A 22,886-nucleotide genomic window follows, 5' to 3' on the forward strand; every position below is an offset into this window, starting at 1 on the left:
TCTATCCGCAAGAGGGCGAGCCGACGCTTACAGGCCGCTCAGACCGTGAACCATCATGTAGATCCCCACCACGATAATCAGTAAACCTGAGAACCAGGGCGCCTTGCGCGAGACATCGTTAAGCCAGGGCCAGCGGCGGGTGGCCTGTTTAAGACTCAGCGCGGCGATAGCCCCGGAAGCCACCAGCGTCAGCGCCAGACCAACGCTAAAGCCCAGTACCAGCGTGGCGCCAAGCGAAAATTTCTTCAGCTGTAAACAGATAAGCAGCACAGTAATGGACGCCGGACAGGGGATCAGCCCGCCGGTCAGGCCAAACAGTACGATCTGCCCGGTCGTCACCTGGCGGCCATCAAAGCGCCGGTTGATCTCCTGAGCATGAGCCCGCTGATGCGCGTCCTGCCACTCCTCCGCCACCAGCGGCACGGCGGATGAGGACGCATGGTGATGGTCATGGTGGTGATCATGTTCATGGTGGTGATCATGTTCGTGGTGATGATCATGTTCGTGGTGATGATCATGTTCGTGATGGTGCTCATGTTCATGGTGGTGATCATGGTGCGTGTGGGGCTGCGATTCGCGCCAGGTGCGCCAGAGCATCCAGCAGGCAATCAGTACAATCGCTATCCCCGAGATCAGCTGAAACCAGGGTTCAGAGGTCTGCGCGTTCCAGCCGCGGCCAAACCACAGGCCGGCCATGGCGATCAGCCAGACCACTGCCGTATGGGAAACCGTCGCCGCCAGCCCCAGCAGCACCGCCTGTTTTAACGTTCCCCGTACCGCTACGATAAAGGCGGCCATCATGGTTTTTGAATGGCCCGGTTCAAGGCCGTGCAGGGCACCGAGCAGTATCGCGCTGGGAATAAACAGCCAGGCATTACCTTGCTGCAGAAGGGAAGTGAAATCGTTCATATCGGGATCCTTGCCAAAAGTGCGCTTATCCTACTCCCCCCCAGTAGTAAAATACTACCCCCCAGTAGAAAAAGCGGCTGACAAAAGGGATCATGCTATGCTGGCAGGCGTTACTGATGATGAAGGTCGGTAATCACGGACAGAATGAAACGGTGGATCGTGCAATGTCACATACAGTTCGACACAAAAAAATGTTACTGACCCGACTGAAAAAAATTCAGGGGCAGAGTTCCGCGTTAGAGAAAATGCTCAATCGCGAGCATGAGTGCGCTGAGGTGCTACAGCAGCTGGCGGCGATTCGCGGCGCGGTCAACGGTATGATGCTGCAGGTTATTCAGGGGCATCTGACCGACCATGTGGTGAAAGAGCCTGAAGAGACACAGCGTGAAGCGGATCTGGAGACGGTGATGCAGGTGATCAAATCTTATCTGAAGTAGCGCCCAGGCGCGGGCGGCGAAGTGGCCACACCCGCTGGCATTCTGCTTATTGCTCCTGTTGCTTAATGCACATGGAGGTTATTTTCCGCCCACAGAATAAACTGCTCTTTTGGCAGCGCTTTGCTGTACAGCCATCCCTGGGCGTACTGGACGCCATGCTGTCGTAGCCAGTCGCGCTGGCTTTCGGTTTCCACCCCTTCGGCGACGGTGGCCAGATTGAGCGCCTTGGCCATTTCAATAATGTGCGGCGTCAGCGGCCGGTACTCGAGGGTATCGACAAAAGATTTATCGATTTTCAGCGTATCGACGTCCAGTTTCTGCAGATAGCTCAGGCTGGAGTAGCCGGTGCCAAAGTCATCAATCGAGATACGATGCCCGGCCTGACGGTAGTGAGCGATCACCGGCATGGTGGTCTCCGGATCGACAAATCCGCGCTCGGTGATTTCAAGGATGATCTGTTCGGCGGCGATCCCCCAGTGCTGCAGCTGATCGTGTAACAACTTCGGTAGGGTGGGCGAGCGTAAATCATCTACCGACAGGTTGATGGAGATGTGCACTTCCGGCCGCTGCCGCAGCCAGGGACCGAGATCGGTAAAAATTTTCCTGACGATATCTTCCGTCAACTGCGTAATCAGCCCGGTCTGCTCGGCCAGAGGAATAAAAATATCCGGCGATAAAAAGGTGCCGTCGGGTTGCTGCCAGCGGGCCAGCGCCTCGGCCCCGGCGATTTTCTCATCCTGCAACGAGATTATCGGCTGATAGTAAACCTGAATCGCTTCGGAGTTGAGGGCGTCCAGCATACTGTTGCGTGGTGATCGCAGGTGTCTCAGCAGGCGCAGCAGCAGCCAGGTAGCAAGCAGGCTGGTGAAGATGCCGACAGGGAGCCAGAAGATTAGCTGCTGGCGAATATGCTGCTGCAGCGGCAGCGTCGACGACCAGGTCACGATGCCGGAGCCCAGCTCGGGAATGCGCTGGATCCGATAGACCGTGTTATCCAGCGTCAGCATATTAACATGTGGATCTTTAATACGCTGCCAGACCGTATCCGGCAGCGGTTGGCTGCTGATTACCATTTTCAGGTGATCCAAACCAAACAGCATGGTATGGATCTTCTCCTCGCTGGCAGGAACCACATCGATAAAAGAGATGGGATCGATCATCACCATATGCTGTTGACTGCCCATGGCCGTCATCTGGTGATTAAGGCCGAGATCGTTTATTGAGGTCAGCCAGGTGCGATAGCCGTCAGGGGCAATGTGGTCCGGCGGGGGAAAGGTGACCGCGACGCTATGGTCTTCCAGGGAGGAACATTGCGGCACGGAATCACGCAGCCAGAGCACTTCCTGAATGTAGCGATGGGTGTAGGCGATGCGGCGGAGCGTGAGCAGGTGCTCAGGGCTACAGGAGGCGGCGGTGTGTGAGTCGGCCTCACGTAGCGCTTCCCTGGCCTGATCGGCAACCTGCAGCGTGCGGACGACGATACGGTTGGAATAGTCATCCAGTTCACGATAGAACTGCAGCTTGGCCTGCCGCGCTGCCTGCCAGATGCTGAGTGAGATGGGCAGGATGATGGCCAGTATCAGCACCCCTGTAAACAGCGCCACCAGATGCCGGGTCCTCATGCCTGTGTCCTTATCGTTCGCCGGGTGTCATCAGTATATGCGAAAGATAAATCAGGCGCAGCGAGAGAAGTGAGCTGAGGTCGCGAAAAAACCGGCATCGCGAGAGGCTGCGATGCCGGGAGAGAAGGATGATTCCGATGCAGCAGAATAAAAATGAGGGTGTGAATGCCGGGCAGGGTGTGTTCCGGCATTCAGTCGCAGCATACGCGGCGCAGATGACAGCAATATGTTAGCTAGTGCGCATCCGGCGCCGGGATATCAGCGCTGATACGCAGGTCATTCTCATCAAATACCATGCAAAAGCGCTCATCGAAGGCCAGATTTATTTTCTGCCACGGGCGGAAATGGACGTCGCCGGGCAGCAGAACCTTGACGTTATCGTGGCCGTAGCACTGGCCGAACAGATAGGTATTGTTACCCAGACGCTCCACCACTTCACATTGAAACTCCACCACGGTACCGGTAGTGACGTCGGGCGTGAGATGCTCTGGCCGGATCCCCAGCGTCACCGCGGCGCCGGGCTTCAGCGGCTGGGTAGCGATATTGAGGACCAACTGATGGTCCTGCGCGAGGGTGACCGTTAAGCGTTCCGGCTGCCAGTCGCTGACGATGGCTGGCAAAAAATTCATCTTCGGCGAGCCGATAAAGCCGGCGACGAATTTGTTGACCGGATTGTAATACAGCGCCATCGGCGAACCCATTTGTTCGACTTTCCCATAGTTCATGACCACGATTTTATCGGCCAGCGTCATCGCCTCTACCTGATCGTGGGTGACATACACCATGGTGGTCTTCAGCTCCTGGTGCAGACGGGCAATATGCAGGCGCATATCGACGCGCAGCTCCGCATCGAGGTTAGAGAGCGGCTCATCGAACATAAACACCCGGGGATTACGCACGATCGCCCGGCCAATGGCCACGCGCTGCCGCTGGCCGCCAGAGAGCTGCTTCGGTTTACGATCCAGCAGGTGCGAGAGCTGCAGCGTTTTAGCCACCATTTCCACCTGGCGACGGATCTCCGTTTTCGGCACTTTATTCACCTTCAACCCGTAGCCCATGTTCTCTGCCACCGTCATGTGCGGGTAGAGCGCATAGGACTGGAAGACCATCGCCACGCCGCGGCGGGCCGGCACGACATCATTCATCACCTCATCGCCGATCAGCACTTCACCCTCGCTGACCTCTTCCAGACCGGCAATCATGCGCAGCAGCGTCGATTTTCCACAGCCGGAAGGACCGACGAAAACGGCAAACTCGCCATCTTCAATATCGAGATTGACCTGGTGCAGCGTCACCGTGCTGCCGAACCTTTTGGTGACATTCCTCAGTCGTATATTGGACATCCACATTCCCCGAAGTGAGTAGCTGTTGTTTGCCGTTGCTTTGTCGCTGTGTGTAGCATGAATTGTATTACGTGTAACAAATCAGCGTGGCGATGTTCAACAGCAGTAAAATCATGCCCTGACTATAACTTCCGCAGTTTTAGCGCCATACAGCGGCGTTTCATTTCTGTAATGATGATCACACAACTGGCAGCTTATGGTAGTTTTGTCAGCGATCTACGGGTAGCGTATAACAAAAGAGAGCTGGAGCCTTTTTCTCATATAACTCGCCAGTTTGAAGTGATTTATTTTTCTGACTGGCAGAGATAAGCCCAATAAAAACCATTAAATTGTTATACCTTCACATGAGGTTGATAATGAAAAAGAACATGCTTGCTGCACTGATCCTTACCACCCTGGCGGCGGGGCAACTCACCAGCCTGCAGGCGCACGCCGCCGGGCAGCTCAACGTCTGGGAGGACATTAAAAAATCCGCGGGTATTAAAACCGCGGTCAGCGATTTTGAGAAGCAGTACAACGTGAAGGTCAATCTCCAGGAGATGCCTTATGCCCAGCAGCTGGAAAAGCTGCGCCTCGACGGCCCGGCGGGCATTGGGCCGGACGTGCTGGTGATCCCGAATGACCAGCTCGGCGGCGCCGTGGTTCAGGGACTACTCTCGCCTCTCAGCGTCGATCAGGCGAAACAGGATGCCTTTACGCCAGCCTCCATCAATGCCTTCCGCATGGACAACGCGCTGTACGGGATCCCGAAAGCAGTGGAAACCCTGGTGCTTATCTACAACAAGGACCTGATCGACAAGCCGCTGGACAGCCTGCAGGCCTGGCTGGACTACTCGAAAACCCAGCGCGAGCAGAACAAATACGGCCTGCTCGCCAAGTTTGACCAGATCTATTACAGCTGGGGGGCGATTGGCCCGATGGGCGGCTATATCTTTGCTAAAAACGACAGCGGTGGCTTTAACCCGCAGCAAGTGGGCCTCAATACCCCCGGCGCCGTCGAAGCCGTCACCTTCCTGAAAAAATTCTATGCCGAGAAGGTCTTTCCAGCGGGGATCCTCGGCGATAACGGGCTGAATGCCATCGATTCCCTGTTTACCGAGAAAAAAGCGGCGGCGGTGATCAACGGCCCCTGGGCCTTCCAGCCGTATGAAGCCGCTGGCATTAACTATGGCGTGGCGCCCCTGCCGACCCTGCCGGACGGCAAGCCGATGAGCTCCTTCCTGGGCGTCAAAGGCTATGTGGTATCGACCTGGAGTAAAGACAAAGCGCTGGCGCAACAGTTTATCGAGTTCATCAACCAGCCGCAGTATGTGAAAGCCCGCTATGTCGCCACCGGCGAAATTCCGCCGCTGAAGGCGATGATTGACGATCCGGTGATTAAAAACGACCAAAAGGCCAGTGCCGTCGCCATCCAGTCGGCGCGAGCGGTGGCGATGCCGGGCATTCCGGAGATGGGGGAAGTGTGGGGGCCGGCCAACGCCGCGCTTGAACTGAGCCTCACCGGTAAGCAGGCGCCGCAGGCCGCGCTCGATAACGCGGTGAAACAGATCACGATGCAGATCGAAGCAATGCAGGCCAGCAATCAGTAATTCACCGTCACGTGAAGTCACCGAGCGGGAGGGGGACCTCCCGTTTGTAGAAGGAGTCGAGTGTGAGCATCCATTCCAGCGAAAATTTTAGCGACGCACGCGGGCCCGGGCGCCATGCATGGTGCGGCCTGCTGCTGGCAATCGTGCCGGGTTTCGGTCAGTTTTATCATCGCCAGTGGCTGAAAGGGCTGGTCTTCCTGGTGCTGCTCAGCAGCTTTCTGGGGATTTTTTATGATTTCCTGCGTGAGGGGTTGTGGGGGTTATATACCCTGGGTGAAGAGGTACCGCGGGATAACTCTATCTTCCTGTTAGCGGAGGGGATTATCAGTGTGCTGATCGTCGCCTTTGGCGTGCTGATCTATTTTCTCTCGCTGCGGGATGCGTGGCTGAACGGCAAAAAACGCGATGAGGGGATCGCCCTGAACAGCGTGCGTAAGCAGTACCAGATGCTGCTGAGCGACGGCTTCCCGTACCTGATGATCACCCCGGGCTTTATTCTGCTGGTGTTTGTGGTGATCTTTCCCATTCTGTTCGGTTTCGCCATCGCCTTCACCAACTACAACCTGTACCACACGCCGCCGGCGAAGCTGGTGGACTGGGTGGGGCTGAAAAACTTCGTCAATATTTTCACCCTCTCTATCTGGCGCTCCACCTTCCTGGATGTGCTGCAGTGGACCGTGGTGTGGACGCTGCTGGCGACCACCCTGCAGTGTACGGTGGGCGTGCTGCTGGCGATTCTGGTGAATCAAAAAGATCTGCGCTTTAAGCCGCTGATCCGCACCATCTTTATTTTGCCGTGGGCGGTGCCGGGGTTTGTCACCATCCTCGTCTTTGCCGGTATGTTCAACGATTCATTCGGGGTCATCAACAACGCGATCCTGTCGTTCTTCGGTATCAGCCCAAAGGCATGGCTGACCGACCCGTTCTGGACTAAAACGGCGCTGATCATGATGCAGACCTGGCTTGGCTTCCCGTTTGTCTTTGCCATGACCACCGGCGTGCTGCAGGCGATCCCGGACGATCTGTATGAAGCAGCGACGATGGACGGCGCCAGCGCCTTTACCCGTCTGCGCACCATCACTCTGCCGCTGGTGCTGTACGCGATCGCGCCGATCATCATCACTCAGTACACCTTCAACTTTAATAACTTCAACATCATTTATCTGTTTAACAACGGCGGTCCTGCGGTGGCAGGCTCCAACGCCGGTGGGACGGATATTCTGGTGTCGTGGATCTATAAGCTGACGATGTCCTCGTCGCAGTACGCCATCGCGGCGACCATCACGATCCTGCTGTCGATCTTTGTCGTCGGCCTGGCGCTGTGGCAGTTCCGCGCCACCAAATCCTTCAAAAATGACGACATGGCGTAAGGGAAGCAACATGGCTCAATCACCCAGTATTAAACGCGAAAAGTGGATCCGACTCTCTCTCACCTGGCTGGTGGTTATTCTGGTCTCGGTGGTGATCATCTATCCGCTGGTCTGGACGGTCGGGGCGTCGCTGAACGCCGGCAATAGCCTGCTCAGTACCTCGATCATTCCGGAAAACCTGTCGTTCCAGCACTATGCCGATCTGTTCAATGGCAATGTGAATTACCTCACCTGGTACTGGAACTCGATGAAAATCAGCTTTCTGACCATGGTGCTGACCCTGATTAGCGTCAGCTTTACCGCTTACGCCTTCTCCCGCTTCCGCTTTAAAGGGCGGCAGAACGGGCTGATGCTGTTCCTGCTGCTGCAGATGATCCCGCAGTTTTCCGCGCTGATTGCGATCTTTGTGCTATCGCAACTGCTTGGCCTGATTAACAGCCATCTGGCGCTGGTGCTGATCTACGTCGGGGGGATGATCCCGATGAATACCTGGCTGATGAAGGGGTATCTCGACGCGATCCCCAAAGATCTGGATGAGTCCGCTCGCATGGACGGCGCCAGCAGCTTTCGCATCTTTATCGAGATCATCATGCCGTTGTCGAGGCCGATCCTCGCGGTGGTGGCGCTGTTCTCCTTCACCGGTCCGCTGGGCGATTTCATCCTCTCCAGCACCATCCTGCGTACCCCGGATAAATACACGCTGCCTATCGGTTTGTATAACCTGGTGGCGCAAAAAATGGGTGCCAGTTACACCACCTACGCGGCGGGGGCGGTGCTGATTGCCGTACCGGTGGCGATCCTCTACCTGGCGTTACAAAAATACTTTGTCTCCGGCCTGACCTCGGGCAGTACTAAAGGATAAGCACATGAAAAGATTCACCCCCGCATGGCTTGCGGTTTGTCTGGCATGCAGTTTCTCCACCCCTACTCTGGCCGCGGACGCGCTTGAAACCCGCGCGTTTCAGGGCATGCCGGCGGACTTTATCAAAGGCGCGGATATCTCCACGCTGCTGGATGCCGAAAAGCACGGGGCGACGTTCTACGACCAGAATAATCAGCGCAAGGATCCGATCGCGATTCTGAAAGAGAACGGCGTCAACTATGTTCGCCTCCGTCTGTGGGTGGATCCGCAATCGGCGAGCGGTGAGGGCTATGGCGGCGGAAATAACGACCTGGCCACCACCCTGACCCTCGCGAAACGGGCGAAAGCCCAGGGGATGAAGCTGCTGCTCGATTTTCATTACAGCGATTTCTGGACCGATCCCGGCAAGCAGTTCAAGCCGAAAGCCTGGGAAAAGATGGATTATCCGCAGCTGAAAACGGCGATTCATGACTATACCCGCGATACCATCGCCCGCTTTAAGCAGGCAGGCGTCCTGCCGGACATGGTGCAGATCGGCAATGAGATCAACGGCGGCATCCTGTGGCCGGAAGGGAAAAGCTGGGGGCAGGGGGGCGGCGAGTTCGACCGGCTGGCCGGGCTGCTGAACGCGGCTATCGCTGGCCTGAAGGAGAACCTGCATCACGGCGAGCAAGTGAAAATCATGCTGCATCTGGCCGAAGGGACCAAGAACGATACCTTCCGCTGGTGGTTTGATGAGATTGACAAGCGCCATGTACCGTATGACGTGATCGGTCTGTCGATGTACACCTACTGGAACGGGCCGATCAGCGCCCTGAAGGCCAATATGGATGACATCAGCAAACGCTATAACAAAGACGTTATCGTCGTCGAGGCGGCCTATGCCTATACCCTGGCCAACTGCGACAACGCGGAAAATAGTTTCCAGGCGAAAGAGGAAAAGGACGGGGGTTATCCCGCCACCGTGCAGGGGCAATATCACTATATTCACGATCTGATGCAGGCCGTCATAGATGTTCCCGACCAGCGCGGCAAAGGTATTTTTTACTGGGAGCCCACGTGGATTGCCGTGCCGGGAAATACCTGGGCCACCCCGGCGGGGATGAAATATATCCACGACGAGTGGAAAGAAGGGAATGCACGTGAAAATCAGGCGCTATTTGATTGCCAGGGAAAAGTATTGCCGTCGGTAAAAGTTTTTAATTAATTTTTTGTCGTTTTTTTCAGGAAGTTTATTATGAATAAATTTGCACCTTTACATCCGAAGGTTAGTACGCTGCTGCATGGCGCGGATTATAATCCGGAGCAATGGGAGAATGACCCCGATATTATTGATAAAGACATTGCCATGATGCAGCAGGCAAAATGCAATGTGATGTCGGTGGGAATATTTAGCTGGGCGAAACTGGAGCCACGCGAAGGGGTATTTAATTTCGCCTGGCTGGATACTATCCTCGATAAACTGTATGCCGCCGGCATTCATGTTTTTCTGGCCACGCCGAGCGGCGCGCGTCCGGCGTGGATGTCTCAGCGCTATCCGCAGGTTCTGCGGGTGGGACGCGATCGGGTGCCGGCCCTGCACGGCGGCCGTCACAACCACTGTATGTCGTCACCGGTCTATCGCGAGAAAACCCTGAAAATCAATACCCTGCTTGCAGAGCGTTATTCTTCACACCCGGCGGTACTGGGCTGGCATATTTCCAATGAATATGGCGGTGAATGCCATTGCGATCTCTGCCAGAACCGTTTTCGTGACTGGCTGAAGGCGCGTTACCAGACCCTGGAGAACCTCAACCAGGCCTGGTGGAGCACCTTCTGGAGTCATACCTATACCGACTGGTCGCAAATTGAATCACCTGCGCCACAGGGCGAGGTGTCAATTCACGGTCTCAATCTTGACTGGCATCGCTTTAACACCGCTCAGGTGACCGATTTCTGCCGCCATGAAATTGCCCCGCTGAAGGCGGCGAATGCCTCCCTGCCGGTGACCACTAACTTTATGGAGTATTTCTACGATTACGACTACTGGCAACTGGCAGAGGCGCTGGACTTTATCTCGTGGGACAGCTATCCGATGTGGCACCGCGATAAAGACGAAACCGCACTGGCCTGCTACACCGCGATGTATCACGACATGATGCGCAGCCTGAAGGGCGGCAAACCGTTTGTGCTGATGGAGTCCACACCAGGCGCCACCAACTGGCAGCCGACCAGCAAACTGAAGAAGCCGGGAATGCATATTCTCTCCTCGCTGCAGGCGGTGGCGCATGGCGCCGACTCGGTGCAGTATTTCCAGTGGCGGAAAAGCCGCGGTTCGGTTGAGAAATTTCACGGCGCGGTGGTTGACCACGTCGGGCACATTGATACCCGTATTGGTCGTGAAGTCAGCCAGCTCGGCGAGATACTGAGCAAGCTACCAGAGGTCCGGGGTTGTCGCACCGAGGCGAAAGTAGCGATTATCTTCGACCAACAAAACCGCTGGGCGCTTGATGACGCCCAGGGGCCGCGCAATCTGGGTATGGAGTATGAGAAGACGGTCAACGAACACTACCGTCCGTTCTGGGAACAGGGCATTGCCGTCGATGTGATTGACGCTGATGTCGATTTAACGCCATACCGGTTAGTGATTGCCCCGATGTTATATATGGTGCGCGACGGCTTTGCCGCGCGGGCAGAGGCGTTTGTCGCCAGCGGCGGCCACCTGGTGACCACCTACTGGACCGGCATCGTCAATGAGTCCGATCTCTGCTATCTCGGCGGCTTCCCGGGCCCGCTGCGCAATCTGCTGGGGATCTGGGCGGAAGAGATCGACTGTCTGAATGACGGCGAGTTTAATCTTGTGCAGGGGCTTGCCGGGAATCAGTGCGGTCTGCAGGGTCCCTATCAGGTGCGCCATCTCTGTGAACTAATCCATACCGAGAGCGCTCAGACGCTGGCCACCTACCGGGATGATTTCTATGCCGGACGGCCGGCGGTGACGGTGAACGGTTTCGGGAAAGGTAAAGCCTGGCATGTCGCCTCCCGCAACGATTTAGCCTTCCAGCGCGATTTCTTTGCTGCCCTGAGCAGGGAGCTGGATCTGCCACGAGCGATAGCGGCGGATTTACCGCCCGGCGTAGTGGCTACCGCGCGCACCGACGGTGAGAGCACGTTTGTCTTCCTGCAGAACTACAGCGCGCAAAGTCATACTCTGACTCTGCCGCCGGGGTATTGGGATTGCCTGACCGACGCGGCGGTGTCAGACCCGCTGACACTCTCAGCATGGGATTGCCGTATTCTTCGTCGTCACGCCTAATCCTTTTTTCTCCACGCCTGCTCTGACGAGCAGGCTTTTTTTTATCTTAAACCTGGAGTTTATGATGGTGAGTTTAAAATCCTTTCTGCACTATTTCTCTCCTGCACGTCCGGCACAGCCATTAAGCGAGGCGGAAAAACAGCAAATCGAGGCGCTGATTCAGGCCTTTGGTGGCGAAGCGAATATTACGCAAGTGGATGCCTGTATTACTCGTCTGCGGGTGACGGTTCGTCATCTTGCAGCCGTGGATACTGACGCATTACAGCAGCAGGGCGCGCTGGGCGTCATTATTCTCGGTCAGCAGGTGCATGCTATTTTCGGTAAGCAGTCCGATGCGCTGCGTCAATTGCTGGATGAGCATTTTGCTACCAGGAAATAAATAAAACGGGATAACCTGAAAACAGGTTATCCCGAAAATAAGACAAAGATAGCAGTGGCAATAATAATTACCGGAGAGGTAATTCATGACCTTACAGTTGGAGATAAAAATAATGTACTTGTCTTACCAGCGCGATATTACCACCAAGCCTCAACCTGCACGCCGAAATTCCAGGTATTATTCGCCGTCTGGTCTTCAAACGGTTTACCATCTTCGGAATCATTCAGGTATGAAGCAAAAATGCGTAATTCCGGGCGTGACATAAAGTCCGGCCCGTCCGCCAGGCCCAGCGCAATGGTATATTTCTCACCGGCCTGTTTGTAGCTGGTGCCATTGTTATAGCTGTCTTTCTGATAGAAACCGCCGACTTCGCCAATCAGGCGGACGTAGTCGGTGAACTGATACTGCCCGCGGGCAACCAGCGACAGCATCCGCGTTTTGTCGGTGTAGTCGGTAATGTCATCCGCCGAGCCCCAGGTCAGGACGTGGTTGATGGAGAACTTTTCGGTAATCGGGATCAGGCCGGTGTTAATCACGCGATAGCCGGTGGCGTCGTTCACGTAGTTCCACATATCGTACCAGCCGCCGCCCTGGGAGACCATGTTCTGCGCCAGCCCTTTGTTAGCATACTGCAGCACGGTTTTGTTATAGCCGCCCAGCATATCCTGACTGATTTCACCGGTCAGCATCACGCCATTATCGGCATCGTACAGCCCGCCGTAGCTGTCCTGTTTTTTGGTGGTGTTCGGCATGGCGTAGTCGATGCCGAATTCGGTCCACGAACCCGACCACGGCTTCCAGCCTGCATAGCGTAAATCGATATAGTTAATATTGACGTTGCTGTCGCCATCGACGCGATAGTCAACGTCGTTGGCATCGCCGCGGATCCACGCCAGCGAGACGGCGCCTGGGCCGAGGGTGTAGTTTTCCACCCCGGCCCCGGAGCCGGATATGTTCCAGTATTTGGTATCGATGATGTGCAGATCGTGGCGCTGGTAGTAACGTTTACCCCCCCAGATCACCGCATTCGGATCGCCGGGGATCAGCCCTTTGATCTGCAGGTTCAGCTGACGTAAACCGAACTGTGCATCATCATTCAGCGTGGTTTCATTATCGTTAGAGCCGTCGGAGACCATGCTGACCATGCTGTCGAGATAGAAGCTGACGTCATCTTTCTTGTAGACCTCGGAGCCCAGCTCCAGCTCACCATAGGTATCCGATTCATTACCCAAACGGCCCAGCTTGTTCTTTTGCCATTCCGCTTCACTACCATCGCCGGAGACCCCAACCCCGGCGCGCATATAGCCATGGAAATCGATACTCGGGATTGCGGCGGTCGCTGCAAACGCGGAAGGGGCGATTAGCGCAGCGGCTAACGCGGCGGAAAGGGCGCGCAGTGTCGTATTCATCTCTATCCTCTTATTGTTTTGTATTACGTTCACATAACTGATGTCATAAAATGCCTAAATGTAACTTCAGGCAAACGAGATATGATTATTGTGTGACTAAGTGCAAATAATCATGCTGGTTTTTGTTGTGATGGGTGAGATGATTCACAATTAACTGTGTTGTGAACGTAATACTTTTTGTGGTGTAATTTTGCGATGAAAGGTGGCGGTGAGCGTTTTTTCAAATGGCCCCTGTTACAATCATGGGATAACAACATAAGGAACCGGACCATGAAGTCTAAAAGCGCTACTCTGGAAGACGTCGCTCGTCATGCGGGCGTCTCTTACCAGACCGTGTCCAGGGTACTCAACAAATCTGCCAATGTATCCGAAGCGACGCGCCGCAAGGTGGAGAAATCGATAGAGGCCTTACGCTATGTGCCAAACCGGCTGGCGCAGCAGCTGGTGGGGAAGGAGAGCCAGACGGTCGGGCTGGTGACGATTTCGCTGGCCTGGCATGCGCCTTCCCAGGTGGCGGCGGCGGTAAAACGCTATGCCAATCTGGAAGGTTACCAGGTCCTGATTTCGATGATCGATGAGAGCGTCAACCAAAGTATCCAGGATTCCATCAATGAGCTGAAATCTCAGCGGGTGGATAAAGTCATTATCAACGTGCCGCTGGAGACCGAGCAGGCGCAGAAAATCGCCGCTGACAACGATGATATCGTCTGCCTTTTTCTCGATGTCGACCCCTACAGTTCCGTGTTTAACGTTTCGTTTAATCCGGCAGATGGCACCCGGGCCAGCGTCAAATATCTTTATGAGATGGGGCATCGGGAGATCGCGCTGCTGGCGGGGCCGGACAGCTCCGTCTCGGCCAAACTCCGGCTGAAAAGCTGGCTGGAGACTCTCGAGGGCTACGGCCTGAAGCCGGTGACCGTTCTGCACGGCAACTGGGATGCGCAAAGCGGCTATGCCGGCGCGCTGCAGATGCTGCGCGAAACGCCCAATTTCAGCGCCGTGCTGGTGGGTAATGACCAGATGGCGCTGGGGGTGCTCAGCGCCTTCCATCAGCACCAGGTGGCGGTGCCGGGGGAGAAGTCCGTCATTGGCTATGACGATACCTACGAAAGCTCCTTTTTCTATCCGGCGCTGAGTACGGTGTCGCTGGACCTCGATCTGCAGGGGAAAGAAGCGGTGCGGCGGATCCTCGCCAGCACCAGCGGTGCGCCACATACTTCATCCATCCTGCCGGCGCGCCTGGTGATACGTCATTCCAGCGGCGCCAGAACTGAGCAAGGCAAAGATCTGCAGGCCATCGCGGAACAGCTACGCGCCATCGCCCACCGTCTGGCGCCCTGAAACCTAAGGCGGGGAAACTCGCCTTAGGCCCATTACCCTTAATTTGAACATGGTTGATCTTTGTCGTGGAACGGCGTAACTTAAATGTTATGTTATAACATAATGACGAGGTCATCATGAAAGCCCATATCCATCCCCCCTATCGCACGGTGGTGTTTCACGACACCAGCGTTAATGAGTATTTTAAAGTCGGTTCCACCATCCGCACCGATCGCGTGATTGAACTCGACGGCGAAACTTTTCCGTATGTAACGATCGACGTCTCCTCGAAATCGCATCCGTACTACACCGGCAAACAAAAAACCTTCGCCAGCGAGGGCAGCGCGGCCCGGTTCCGTCAGCGCTTCGGCGGCTTTATTGATGCGAAAAGGAAGGCATGATGCAGGTCGTTAACTCATTACGCAGCGCCAAACAGCGCCACCCGGATTGTCAGCTGGTCAAGCGCAAAGGGCGGCTGTACGTTATCTGTAAGAGCAACCCCCGCTTTAAAGCGGTGCAGGGGCGCAAAAAACGTCGTTAACGGAAACTCTCCAGAGTGCGGCGCTGCTGGCCGTCGGCGGTAAAATTGTCGGCGGCCAGCCATTGCCGCATGGCGTTATCCAGCTGCGGCCATTCGCCGTCTATCACCGAAAACCAGTCCGTATCCCGGTTATGTCCTTTGCTCACCAGTGCCTGGCGAAAACGTCCTTCGTACTGAAAACCCAGCCGCCTTGCCGCCCGGCTCGACGGCATATTGAGACTATTACATTTCCATTCATAGCGACGATAACCGAGCGTATCAAACACATACTGCATCAACAGCCAGTGCGCTTCGGTGGCCATAGCCGTTCGGCTCAGCAACGGTGAAAAATGCACATGTCCCACCTCTACCACGCCGTGGGTGGCGTCGATGCGCATTAACGCCAGCGAGCCAACCGCTTTCCCTTGCCGCTGGTCAACGACGGCAAAATGGATCGGGTCTGCCAGCGTGGCGACCTGCTCCACCCAGGCACTGAATTCTGCAAGGTTGCTCTCAGGTTCACGCAGCAGCCACGTCCAGCTGCGGACGTCTGGCGCCAGCTGGTGAGCAGCAAACAGATCGCTGGCATGCGCGAGAGTCAGTGGTTCGAGCCGACAGCGGCTGCCCTGTAAAATCTGCCGTGCTGGCCATGGACGCGGTTGCCAGTCAGGCAGCGCGGCGCCGAGTTCCTGTCCAAACTGATTGTATTCACGCATTGCGGTTTCCTTAGCGGGGTTTTTCAGGCAGCGTACGCGCTCACTGGTTCCATAAAAAGTGCCACAGGCGTATGTTTTTATAGGGCCACGAGGAGATGAGATGAACATACCGGACGATGGTTTTTTTACGCTGGTGACGCAGGGGATACAGCACCGATCGGATGAAACCCTGCAGCGGGCCCTTTACCACACATTGCGCCATGCCATCCTGCAGGGAACTCTGGCGGCCAACTGCCGTTTGCCCGGATCGCGGGTGATGGCCGGACGGCTGCAGCTGTCGCGAAATACGGTCAATGCTGCCCTGGAGCAGCTGGCGCTGGAGGGATACCTGATGCGGAGCCGTCAGGGAACGCAGGTGGTACCGCTCGCCGCCTGCCGCGAAGAGCCCGTGAAGGTGCCGCCCGTCGTGCTGCCTGAACGGCTGCAAGGGCTGCCAGCCGCAATGCGCCGCGACTCTCCGGCGCTGCTGTTTACCCCTGGCATGCCGGCGGTGAACTATTTCCCGTTGCCGCTGTGGCGGCGGCTGATGGATAACGTCTTACGTGACGAGGGCAGTGCACTGCTGGGCTATGGCGAGGCGGCAGGCGACCCCTTGCTGCGGGAGGCTATCGCTCGTCATCTGGCGCTCTCCCGGGGGATCCGTTGCGATATTCGGCAGATTGTCATTACCGAAGGGGCGCTGGAAGGGGTGAACTTATGCGCTTCGCTATTGACGGATCCTGGCGACAGCGTGTGGGTGGAAGAGCCGGGGTACCTGGGGGCCAGGAGCAGTTTCCAGCGGGCGGGGCTGCGGGTCAGCGGAATGGCGGTCGATGACGAAGGGATGGGGATTGCCAACGGCGTCGCGGAGCCGCCCCGGCTGATCTTCACCTCTCCCTCTCATCAGTATCCCCTCGGGAGCGTCATGAGCGCCGCGCGACGTCTGGCGCTGGTGGAGTACGCCCGCCTGCACGGGGCGTGGATTGTGGAGGATGACTACGACAGCGAGTTTCGCCATAGCGGAGAGCCGATCCCGGCGATGCTGGGGATGGTGCCGGATGCCCCGGTGGTGTATCTCGGTACCTTCAGCAAAACACTCTTTCCGGCGCTGCGTATTGGCTTCATGGTGATGCCGCCTGCGCTGGCGGATGCCGTTCAGGATGTGATTGGCACGTTGCTGCGTGGAGGACACCGCACGGAACAGCGGGCGCTGGCCAGGTTTATTGAGAAGGGGCACTATGCTCGCCATCTGGCGGCCATGCGTCGCCTGTACCGCAAGCGCCAACAACAGCTGCGTGAGGCACTGGCGCAAGAGATAACCGTGCCATGCGAGGTCCTTGGCGGGGAAGGGGGGCTCCATTTGACAGTCGCAATGGAAGGGTTCGATGACCAGGCGATTGCGCAGCAGGCGCGTCAGTTTCAACTGGCGCCTGCCGCGTTAAGTCATTTCTATCTCGACCCGCAGCGGGGGCGGAGCGGGCTGGTGCTGGGATATGGTAATACTTCTGCTTCCCGCTATCCGCTGGCGCTGCGGACGCTAAATCGTCTTATTGTGCAGCACCGGCGCGGGTCAGCGTAAAAACGTCGTAGAAGGAGAGCTCGCCTTTGGTGGCGACCATCTTTTTGAGCTGCGCCTTCTGCTCGCTATCGACATCCGGCGACTGAAGAATACGCTCGATCAGCTGCCGGGGAACAAAGCGGGTGTTATACCATTCCCCGTTGTAGCACACGCGAAAGTCGAGGACATCGATATCTTCATAACGATAGCGCGGATAGACGTCAAAGAAGAAAAAGGCGTTGAACAGGATGAACAGCACCACCAGCAACCAGACCGAGTCTACCAGCGTTTCAGAGCGCAGCATGACCACCAGCGTCGCCAGAAACGCGGCATACATGGCAACAAACAGCCCCGGATGGTTGCGGATAAAACTGATGCTAAAACGCGGGCGATTATCGCGTTTTTCCTGAACGTTGAGTTCGTCAATGGTATGAGTTAGCAGGCGTTGTATTTCTGTCATCTTGGTCCCCGAATTCTGCAATGAGCCAGCCGTGCGCGCCCGGCGGACCAGGCGTGGCAGGCTTAGCCTGAAGGCTATTTTATGTTGCAATATTCCACGGCGAAAGTAACAGATCAGTTACAGAAAACCATAACAGTTACGGATTTGGTAGCGGAAGGCGCTTAATGATCTGCGCCGGGTTGCCGCCGACAACGGCCCCGGCCGGTACATCTTTGGTGACGACTGCACCGGACGCAATGACCGCATTATCACCAATGGTCACCCCGGGATTGATTACCGCCCGCCCACCAATCCACACATTGTGGCCAATGGTCACTGGTTTGCCATATTCCTGGCCGCTGTTACGCGCCTCGGCATCCAGCGGATGGGTGGCGGTATAAATATGGACGCCCGGCGCCAGCATGCAGTTATCGCCAATATGAATAGGGCAGACGTCCAGCATCACGCAGTCAAAATTGGCGTAAAACGCGTTGCCGAGAAAGATATTGTAGCCGTAGTCGCAGCGAAAGCTTGGCTCGATATACGCATCGCCGGCGCGACCGAACAGCTCGGCCAGAATATGCTGACGTTCTTCCTGCGCATCCGGGGAGGAATGATTATAACGGTGTAACAACTGTCTGGCGCGCAGGCGATCGGCGCGAAGCGTTGGGTCGCCAGATAAATAGAGCTCACCGGCGATCATTTTACGTTTTTCTTCACTCATGGGTCTTCCTTATACCTGACTTGAGATGGCCGTAGCAGTATAAAAAAGAAACCGGTTACAGGGTTGCTGTTAGCTGAATGATGTGATGACTATCACAAAGATACCCTGCGGCGGCTGACGCGTATCGTCCGGTCAGCAGACCACGTTGTGCGCGTCGATTAGCGGATAAACTTCCAGACTGAGGTCGGGATCTTATCGTACAGCTTATTCATGGTCAGTTCAGCCAGACGATGATCGGCGGCTGAGTAAAATACCGCCAGTTCATTATCAGACAGTTCATATTTATTTTTTTCAATGACGCGCTCCAGCGTGTCAATTGTCTGGCAACGACGTAAGCGCATCAAATAGTCTGTTTTAGTTAATGGCTTATCAGACATAATTCCACCTTTTGATTGTAATAATTCTAACACGAGAGACTGGCCGGGTTTTCCCGGCTGGCGTTGACAAAGCAACGAAATAGTCGATTACCGGATTTTTTCCACTTTTGCAAATCCGTTGAGTTAATGCCGTAGTTACTGAACAAGGTAAAAGTATCGTCCAGATATTCGTCAACCTGAGCGACCAGTTTATTATCCTCAGTGTACTTAATTTTATAATTAAGCGCGAATGTGGCAATGTGCTCGATCAATTCATTTAACTGAAGATTGACAGCCGAAGTCGGGTCGTTGACCCAGCCATGGTTGCTCTCTTCCAGGTTTGCAAGGCAGTCATGATACAGCGTTTCGCAGAGAAAGCGTAGCTGTGCAATATCATGTCTTTTTGGCGAGTATTCGTCCATAACGCATCCCCTTTTGAGTGGTTTAAACGACGACTAACAAACACCGTTGTGGGATGAACACGACTAACCGACCTGACACTAACTGAGTAATCCTGCTGATTTAACTATAATCCACTCTCCAACAGATTTCATCGTGCTATTACGAAAAATTACAATTATCAGAGAGAAATTATCTTAAAAATAGACGAATTAATTTCGCAGGCCCTGACGCACAGCCCGAGAAATAGAGAAGTCTTATCAATCATCGGCTTAAGGCAGGCAGCTGTCGCGTTCAGAAACCGCCGGCCGCGGGCGTTGGTATTAGGATTATTCCTGGTAAATGAGTGTGTAAAGATCATAAGTACCAGGCAATGTGAAAAAATAGCCAGGACCATATCAATATATATTAAATGCAGTGTGAAAAACAAACAATGGCAATATGTGCCCTGTTGCGACGGACAAAAAAAGGGCCGCGAAGGCGGCCCTTTGTTCAAGTGTGACGATTAATGATGCTCAACCTGATGGCTGTGCTCAATATCTTCCGATTTCTTGCTAAAGCGGCGACGAACCACCACGAAGAACACTGGCACGAAGAAGATGGCCAGAATCGTCGCGGTCACCATCCCGCCCATTACGCCAGTACCGACGGCGTTCTGCGCGCCGGAGCCGGCACCCGAGCTGATCACCAGCGGCATAACGCCGAGGATAAACGCCAGGGAGGTCATCAGGATCGGACGCAGACGCATACGCACTGCTTCAAGCGTTGCCTCAATTAGCCCTTTACCCTCTTTCTCCATCAGGTCTTTGGCGAATTCAACGATCAATATCGCGTTCTTCGCCGACAGGCCGATGGTGGTCAACAGGCCCACCTGGAAGTAAACGTCGTTGGTTAAACCGCGGAAGGTAGCGGCTAACAGCGCACCGACCACACCCAGCGGGACGACCAGCATGACCGAGAACGGAATTGACCAGCTCTCATACAGCGCTGCCAGACACAGGAAGACGACAATCAGCGAAATGGCATACAGGGCAGGGGCCTGGTTGCCGGACAGTCGTTCCTGATAAGACATCCCGGTCCAGTCGTAGCCGATACCGGAAGGCAGTTTACCCGCCAGCTCTTCCATCAGGCTCATCGCCTCACCGGTACTCTTGCCTGGCGCTGCCTGGCCGAGAATTTCCAGGGACGGCAGGCCGTTGTAGCGTTCCAGACGCGGCGAACCGTATTCCCAACGCGAAGTAGAGAAGGCGGAGAACGGCACCATCTGACCATCGCTGCCACGAACATACCACTTGCCGATGTCTTCCGGCAGCATACGGTATTTCGCTTCAGACATGATGTACACTTTCTTCACGCGGCCGCGGTCGATAAAGTCGTTGACATAGCTCCCGCCCCAGGCCGCGCCCAGCGTGGTGTTAATGTCGCTGATGGAGACGCCCAGCGCCTGGGCTTTTTCCTGATCGATATCGATTTTAAACTGCGGTGTATCTTCCAGGCCGTTAGGGCGCACGCCGGTCAGCACGTCAGGGTGCTGCGCCACCATGCCAAACAGCTGGTTACGCGCCTGGGTCAGTTTTTCGTGGCCCAGACCGCCCTGGTCAATGAGCTGGAAGTCAAAGCCGGTCGCGGTACCCAGTTCAACGATAGCTGGCAGGTTAAAGGCGAACACCATCGCATCTTTAATCTGCGAGAAGTAGCCCATCGCCCGGCCGGTGATCGCTTCAACTTTGTTTTCCTCACCCGGACGCTGGCTCCAGTCTTTCAGCGAGACGAACGCGATGCCGGTGTTCTGGCCGCGGCCGGCGAAGCCGAAGCCGTTAACCGCAAACACGGATTCCACGTTGTCCTTCTCTTTGGTGAGATAGTAATTCGTCATCTCATCCAGCACTTTCTGCGTACGCTCCTGGGTGGCGCCGGCAGGCAGCTGCGCCATGCTCAGGAATACCCCCTGGTCCTCGTCCGGCAGGAACGAGCTCGGCAGACGGACGAACAGCCACGCCATGCCCACCACGATGATCAGATACAGGACCAGATAACGACCGGTGCTGCGCAGAATGTTGCCTACGCTGTCGGTGTAGTGGTGCGTGCTCTTATCGAACATGCGGTTAAACCAACCGAAGAAACCGGTGGTCGCGCCATGGCTGCCTTTCTGAATAGGCTTCAGCATGGTGGCGCACAGCGCTGGCGTCAGGATCAACGCCACCAGTACCGACAGCGCCATCGCAGAAACGATGGTGATGGAGAACTGGCGATAGATGGCCCCGGTTGAACCGCCGAAGAACGCCATTGGGATAAATACCGCCGACAGCACCATGGCGATACCGACCAGCGCGCCCTGGATCTGTCCCATCGATTTACGCGTCGCTTCTTTCGGCGGCAGACCCTCTTCCGCCATTACGCGCTCGACGTTCTCGACCACCACGATGGCGTCATCCACCAACAGGCCGATGGCGAGCACCATCCCGAACATCGTCAGGGTGTTTATCGAGAAGCCAAACGCCGCCAACACCGCGAAGGTGCCTAACAGGACTACGGGTACGGCGATGGTCGGGATCAGCGTGGCGCGGAAGTTCTGCAGGAACAGATACATGACCAGGAACACCAGGATGATCGCTTCCACCAGCGTTTTAACCACTTCGTGAATAGAAATTTTCACGAACGGGGTGGTGTCATACGGGTAAACGATCTTCATCCCCGACGGGAAAAACGGCTCCATCTTCGCCAGTTCTGCACGGATAGCGTTGGCGGTATCCAGCGCGTTCGCGCCGGTAGCCAGTTTAATACCCAGACCCGATGCTGGCTGGCCGTTAAACTTCGCCACTACGTCATAGCTTTCGCCGCCCAGCTCAATTTTGGCGACATCGCGCAGACGAACCTGGGAACCGTCCTGGTTCACCTTCAGCAGAATGTTGCCAAACTCTTCGGTATTGGTCAGACGGGTTTGCGCGATGATCGAGGCGTTAAGCTGCTGGCCTTTCACCGGCGGCGTACCGCCTAACTGACCCGCGGCCACCTGGGCGTTCTGCGCTTTCAGGGCGCTGATCACGTCCACCGGCGTCAGCTGGAAGTTGTTCAGTTTGTTCGGATCCATCCAGATACGCATCGCGTACTGGGAACCGAACAGCTGAACGTCGCCGACACCGCTGGTACGGCTGATCGGGTCCTTCATGTTGGCCGCCACGTAGTCCGAAATATCGTCCTGGTTCATGGTGCCGTTGGTGTTAATAACGCCGACAACCATCAGGAAGCTGCTGGACGCTTTCTCAACGCTAATCCCTTGCTGCTGTACTTCTTGCGGCAGCAGAGGCGTCGCCAGCGCCAGCTTGTTCTGAACCTGAACCTGGGCAATATCCGGATCGGTACCGGATTCGAAGGTCAGGGTGATGGTCGCCGTACCGGTGGAGTCGCCATTGGAGGACATGTACATCAGGTGGTCGATACCGTTCATATTCTGTTCGATAACCTGAGTCACGGTGTTCTGCACAGTTTCGGCGTCAGCACCGGGGTACATGGCGGTAATGGAAATTGCTGGCGGCGCAATCGTCGGATATTGCGCTACCGGCAATTTGAGGATCGATAATCCCCCAGCCAGCATGATGATGATGGCGATCACCCATGCAAATATGGGGCGATCGATAAAGAAATTAGGCATGTCTTAAC

General features: G+C 55.7%; 21 protein-coding genes and 1 pseudogene. 12 read left to right on the forward strand and 10 right to left on the reverse strand.

Going from position 1 to position 22,886, the window contains the following annotated elements; genetic code table 11:
* Positions 1-27: 27 nt before the first annotated feature.
* On the reverse strand, positions 28-909 hold the full coding sequence (locus SPE70_RS05580; RefSeq protein WP_060876181.1) for a nickel/cobalt efflux protein RcnA: 882 nt from the start codon (positions 907-909) through the stop codon (positions 28-30).
* A gap of 164 nt (positions 910-1,073) precedes the next feature.
* Here SPE70_RS05580 and SPE70_RS05585 point away from each other — a divergent pair, with 164 nt between their 5' ends.
* The gene (locus SPE70_RS05585) at positions 1,074-1,346 is read left to right on the forward strand and encodes a metal/formaldehyde-sensitive transcriptional repressor (RefSeq protein WP_012542675.1); all 273 of its coding nucleotides are present in this window, start codon (positions 1,074-1,076) and stop codon (positions 1,344-1,346) included.
* A 62-nt stretch (positions 1,347-1,408) separates the two neighbouring features.
* On the opposite strand, the gene SPE70_RS05590 is transcribed toward SPE70_RS05585, so the two are convergent.
* The gene (locus tag SPE70_RS05590; protein WP_049009432.1) at positions 1,409-2,968 is read right to left on the reverse strand and encodes an EAL domain-containing protein; all 1,560 of its coding nucleotides are present in this window, start codon (positions 2,966-2,968) and stop codon (positions 1,409-1,411) included.
* 233 nt (positions 2,969-3,201) lie between these two features.
* Complete coding sequence (locus SPE70_RS05595; RefSeq protein WP_008805423.1) at positions 3,202-4,311, reverse strand: ABC transporter ATP-binding protein; 1,110 nt, start codon at positions 4,309-4,311, stop codon at positions 3,202-3,204.
* A 356-nt stretch (positions 4,312-4,667) separates the two neighbouring features.
* Between SPE70_RS05595 and SPE70_RS05600 the strand changes: the two genes are divergently transcribed.
* From SPE70_RS05600 to SPE70_RS05625, 6 genes are all read left to right on the forward strand, one after another.
* Entirely contained in the window at positions 4,668-5,900 is a 1,233-nt protein-coding gene (locus SPE70_RS05600) for a maltodextrin ABC transporter substrate-binding protein (protein WP_032734889.1), read from the forward strand.
* Positions 5,901-5,962: 62 nt separating this feature from the next.
* On the forward strand, positions 5,963-7,270 hold the full coding sequence (locus SPE70_RS05605; RefSeq protein ID WP_008805425.1) for a carbohydrate ABC transporter permease: 1,308 nt from the start codon (positions 5,963-5,965) through the stop codon (positions 7,268-7,270).
* Between the two features lie 10 nt (positions 7,271-7,280).
* Positions 7,281-8,132 (forward strand): sugar ABC transporter permease, encoded by an 852-nt coding sequence (locus tag SPE70_RS05610; RefSeq protein WP_004204761.1) that lies wholly within the window; start codon positions 7,281-7,283, stop codon positions 8,130-8,132.
* A 4-nt stretch (positions 8,133-8,136) separates the two neighbouring features.
* Positions 8,137-9,339 carry a glycoside hydrolase family 53 protein gene (locus SPE70_RS05615; RefSeq protein WP_040973674.1) on the forward strand — a complete coding sequence of 401 codons (1,203 nt, stop codon included), beginning with the start codon at positions 8,137-8,139 and terminating at the stop codon, positions 9,337-9,339.
* Positions 9,340-9,369: 30 nt separating this feature from the next.
* Positions 9,370-11,427: a beta-galactosidase gene (locus SPE70_RS05620; protein WP_048964590.1), complete on the forward strand. Its 2,058-nt coding sequence runs from the start codon at positions 9,370-9,372 to the stop codon at positions 11,425-11,427.
* Between the two features lie 64 nt (positions 11,428-11,491).
* On the forward strand, positions 11,492-11,806 hold the full coding sequence (locus SPE70_RS05625; RefSeq protein WP_012542670.1) for a glucose PTS transporter subunit EIIB: 315 nt from the start codon (positions 11,492-11,494) through the stop codon (positions 11,804-11,806).
* Between the two features lie 137 nt (positions 11,807-11,943).
* Here SPE70_RS05625 and SPE70_RS05630 read toward each other — a convergent pair whose 3' ends face one another.
* The gene (locus tag SPE70_RS05630; protein ID WP_008805429.1) at positions 11,944-13,215 is read right to left on the reverse strand and encodes a maltoporin; all 1,272 of its coding nucleotides are present in this window, start codon (positions 13,213-13,215) and stop codon (positions 11,944-11,946) included.
* 270 nt (positions 13,216-13,485) lie between these two features.
* On the opposite strand from SPE70_RS05630, the gene SPE70_RS05635 reads away from it, so the two are divergent.
* The 3 genes from SPE70_RS05635 (at position 13,486) to ykgO (ending at position 15,076) form a co-directional block, all read left to right on the forward strand.
* Entirely contained in the window at positions 13,486-14,556 is a 1,071-nt protein-coding gene (locus tag SPE70_RS05635) for a LacI family DNA-binding transcriptional regulator (protein ID WP_008805430.1), read from the forward strand.
* Positions 14,557-14,672: 116 nt separating this feature from the next.
* Positions 14,673-14,936 carry a type B 50S ribosomal protein L31 gene (locus tag SPE70_RS05640; RefSeq protein WP_008805431.1) on the forward strand — a complete coding sequence of 88 codons (264 nt, stop codon included), beginning with the start codon at positions 14,673-14,675 and terminating at the stop codon, positions 14,934-14,936.
* Positions 14,936-15,076: a type B 50S ribosomal protein L36 gene (gene ykgO / locus SPE70_RS05645; RefSeq protein ID WP_002892018.1), complete on the forward strand. Its 141-nt coding sequence runs from the start codon at positions 14,936-14,938 to the stop codon at positions 15,074-15,076. Before SPE70_RS05640 ends, ykgO begins: the two co-directional genes overlap by 1 nt.
* Here ykgO and SPE70_RS05650 read toward each other — a convergent pair.
* The gene (locus SPE70_RS05650; protein ID WP_022066288.1) at positions 15,073-15,771 is read right to left on the reverse strand and encodes a GNAT family N-acetyltransferase; all 699 of its coding nucleotides are present in this window, start codon (positions 15,769-15,771) and stop codon (positions 15,073-15,075) included. The two genes, ykgO and SPE70_RS05650, sit on opposite strands and share 4 nt — an antisense overlap.
* A 100-nt stretch (positions 15,772-15,871) precedes the next feature.
* On the opposite strand from SPE70_RS05650, the gene SPE70_RS05655 reads away from it, so the two are divergent.
* Positions 15,872-17,329 carry a MocR-like pyridoxine biosynthesis transcription factor PdxR gene (locus tag SPE70_RS05655; RefSeq protein WP_008805433.1) on the forward strand — a complete coding sequence of 486 codons (1,458 nt, stop codon included), beginning with the start codon at positions 15,872-15,874 and terminating at the stop codon, positions 17,327-17,329.
* On the opposite strand, the gene SPE70_RS05660 is transcribed toward SPE70_RS05655, so the two are convergent.
* Positions 17,298-17,768 carry a YlaC family protein gene (locus SPE70_RS05660; RefSeq protein WP_008805434.1) on the reverse strand — a complete coding sequence of 157 codons (471 nt, stop codon included), beginning with the start codon at positions 17,766-17,768 and terminating at the stop codon, positions 17,298-17,300. The two genes, SPE70_RS05655 and SPE70_RS05660, sit on opposite strands and share 32 nt — an antisense overlap.
* 27 nt (positions 17,769-17,795) lie before the next feature.
* Between SPE70_RS05660 and SPE70_RS05665 the strand changes: the two are divergent.
* A pseudogene (locus SPE70_RS05665) lies at positions 17,796-17,933 on the forward strand (hypothetical protein); the annotation flags it as partial.
* Here the strand turns inward: SPE70_RS05665 and maa are convergent.
* The 4 genes from maa to acrB all read right to left on the reverse strand — a co-directional run bounded on the left by maa (position 17,905) and on the right by acrB (position 22,878).
* Entirely contained in the window at positions 17,905-18,471 is a 567-nt protein-coding gene (maa, locus tag SPE70_RS05670; RefSeq protein WP_008805435.1) for a maltose O-acetyltransferase, read from the reverse strand. The pseudogene SPE70_RS05665 and the gene maa overlap by 29 nt on opposite strands.
* Positions 18,472-18,629: 158 nt before the next feature.
* Complete coding sequence (locus SPE70_RS05675; protein WP_002892050.1) at positions 18,630-18,848, reverse strand: HHA domain-containing protein; 219 nt, start codon at positions 18,846-18,848, stop codon at positions 18,630-18,632.
* A 26-nt stretch (positions 18,849-18,874) separates the two neighbouring features.
* Positions 18,875-19,249 (reverse strand): Hha toxicity modulator TomB, encoded by a 375-nt coding sequence (gene tomB / locus SPE70_RS05680; RefSeq protein WP_008805436.1) that lies wholly within the window; start codon positions 19,247-19,249, stop codon positions 18,875-18,877.
* Positions 19,250-19,731: 482 nt separating this feature from the next.
* Positions 19,732-22,878, reverse strand: coding sequence for a multidrug efflux RND transporter permease subunit AcrB (gene acrB / locus SPE70_RS05685; protein ID WP_008805437.1), 3,147 nt, complete (start codon positions 22,876-22,878; stop codon positions 19,732-19,734).
* Positions 22,879-22,886: the final 8 nt, after the last annotated feature.

This window comes from Klebsiella sp. ZJOU C1 (assembly GCF_035620215.1).
In the GTDB taxonomy this organism is placed as follows: Bacteria; Pseudomonadota; Gammaproteobacteria; order Enterobacterales; family Enterobacteriaceae; genus Klebsiella; species Klebsiella variicola.

Coding starts and splice junctions, on each gene's coding strand:
- SPE70_RS05580 (WP_060876181.1), bottom strand. CDS start 909: ATGAACGATTTCACTTCCCTTCTGCAGCAAGGTAATGCCTGGCTGTTT.
- SPE70_RS05585 (WP_012542675.1), top strand. CDS start 1,074: ATGTCACATACAGTTCGACACAAAAAAATGTTACTGACCCGACTGAAA.
- SPE70_RS05590 (WP_049009432.1), bottom strand. CDS start 2,968: ATGAGGACCCGGCATCTGGTGGCGCTGTTTACAGGGGTGCTGATACTG.
- SPE70_RS05595 (WP_008805423.1), bottom strand. CDS start 4,311: ATGTCCAATATACGACTGAGGAATGTCACCAAAAGGTTCGGCAGCACG.
- SPE70_RS05600 (WP_032734889.1), top strand. CDS start 4,668: ATGAAAAAGAACATGCTTGCTGCACTGATCCTTACCACCCTGGCGGCG.
- SPE70_RS05610 (WP_004204761.1), top strand. CDS start 7,281: ATGGCTCAATCACCCAGTATTAAACGCGAAAAGTGGATCCGACTCTCT.
- SPE70_RS05615 (WP_040973674.1), top strand. CDS start 8,137: ATGAAAAGATTCACCCCCGCATGGCTTGCGGTTTGTCTGGCATGCAGT.
- SPE70_RS05620 (WP_048964590.1), top strand. CDS start 9,370: ATGAATAAATTTGCACCTTTACATCCGAAGGTTAGTACGCTGCTGCAT.
- SPE70_RS05625 (WP_012542670.1), top strand. CDS start 11,492: ATGGTGAGTTTAAAATCCTTTCTGCACTATTTCTCTCCTGCACGTCCG.
- SPE70_RS05630 (WP_008805429.1), bottom strand. CDS start 13,215: ATGAATACGACACTGCGCGCCCTTTCCGCCGCGTTAGCCGCTGCGCTA.
- SPE70_RS05635 (WP_008805430.1), top strand. CDS start 13,486: ATGAAGTCTAAAAGCGCTACTCTGGAAGACGTCGCTCGTCATGCGGGC.
- SPE70_RS05640 (WP_008805431.1), top strand. CDS start 14,673: ATGAAAGCCCATATCCATCCCCCCTATCGCACGGTGGTGTTTCACGAC.
- ykgO (WP_002892018.1), top strand. CDS start 14,936: ATGCAGGTCGTTAACTCATTACGCAGCGCCAAACAGCGCCACCCGGAT.
- SPE70_RS05650 (WP_022066288.1), bottom strand. CDS start 15,771: ATGCGTGAATACAATCAGTTTGGACAGGAACTCGGCGCCGCGCTGCCT.
- SPE70_RS05655 (WP_008805433.1), top strand. CDS start 15,872: ATGAACATACCGGACGATGGTTTTTTTACGCTGGTGACGCAGGGGATA.
- SPE70_RS05660 (WP_008805434.1), bottom strand. CDS start 17,768: ATGACAGAAATACAACGCCTGCTAACTCATACCATTGACGAACTCAAC.
- maa (WP_008805435.1), bottom strand. CDS start 18,471: ATGAGTGAAGAAAAACGTAAAATGATCGCCGGTGAGCTCTATTTATCT.
- SPE70_RS05675 (WP_002892050.1), bottom strand. CDS start 18,848: ATGTCTGATAAGCCATTAACTAAAACAGACTATTTGATGCGCTTACGT.
- tomB (WP_008805436.1), bottom strand. CDS start 19,249: ATGGACGAATACTCGCCAAAAAGACATGATATTGCACAGCTACGCTTT.
- acrB (WP_008805437.1), bottom strand. CDS start 22,878: ATGCCTAATTTCTTTATCGATCGCCCCATATTTGCATGGGTGATCGCC.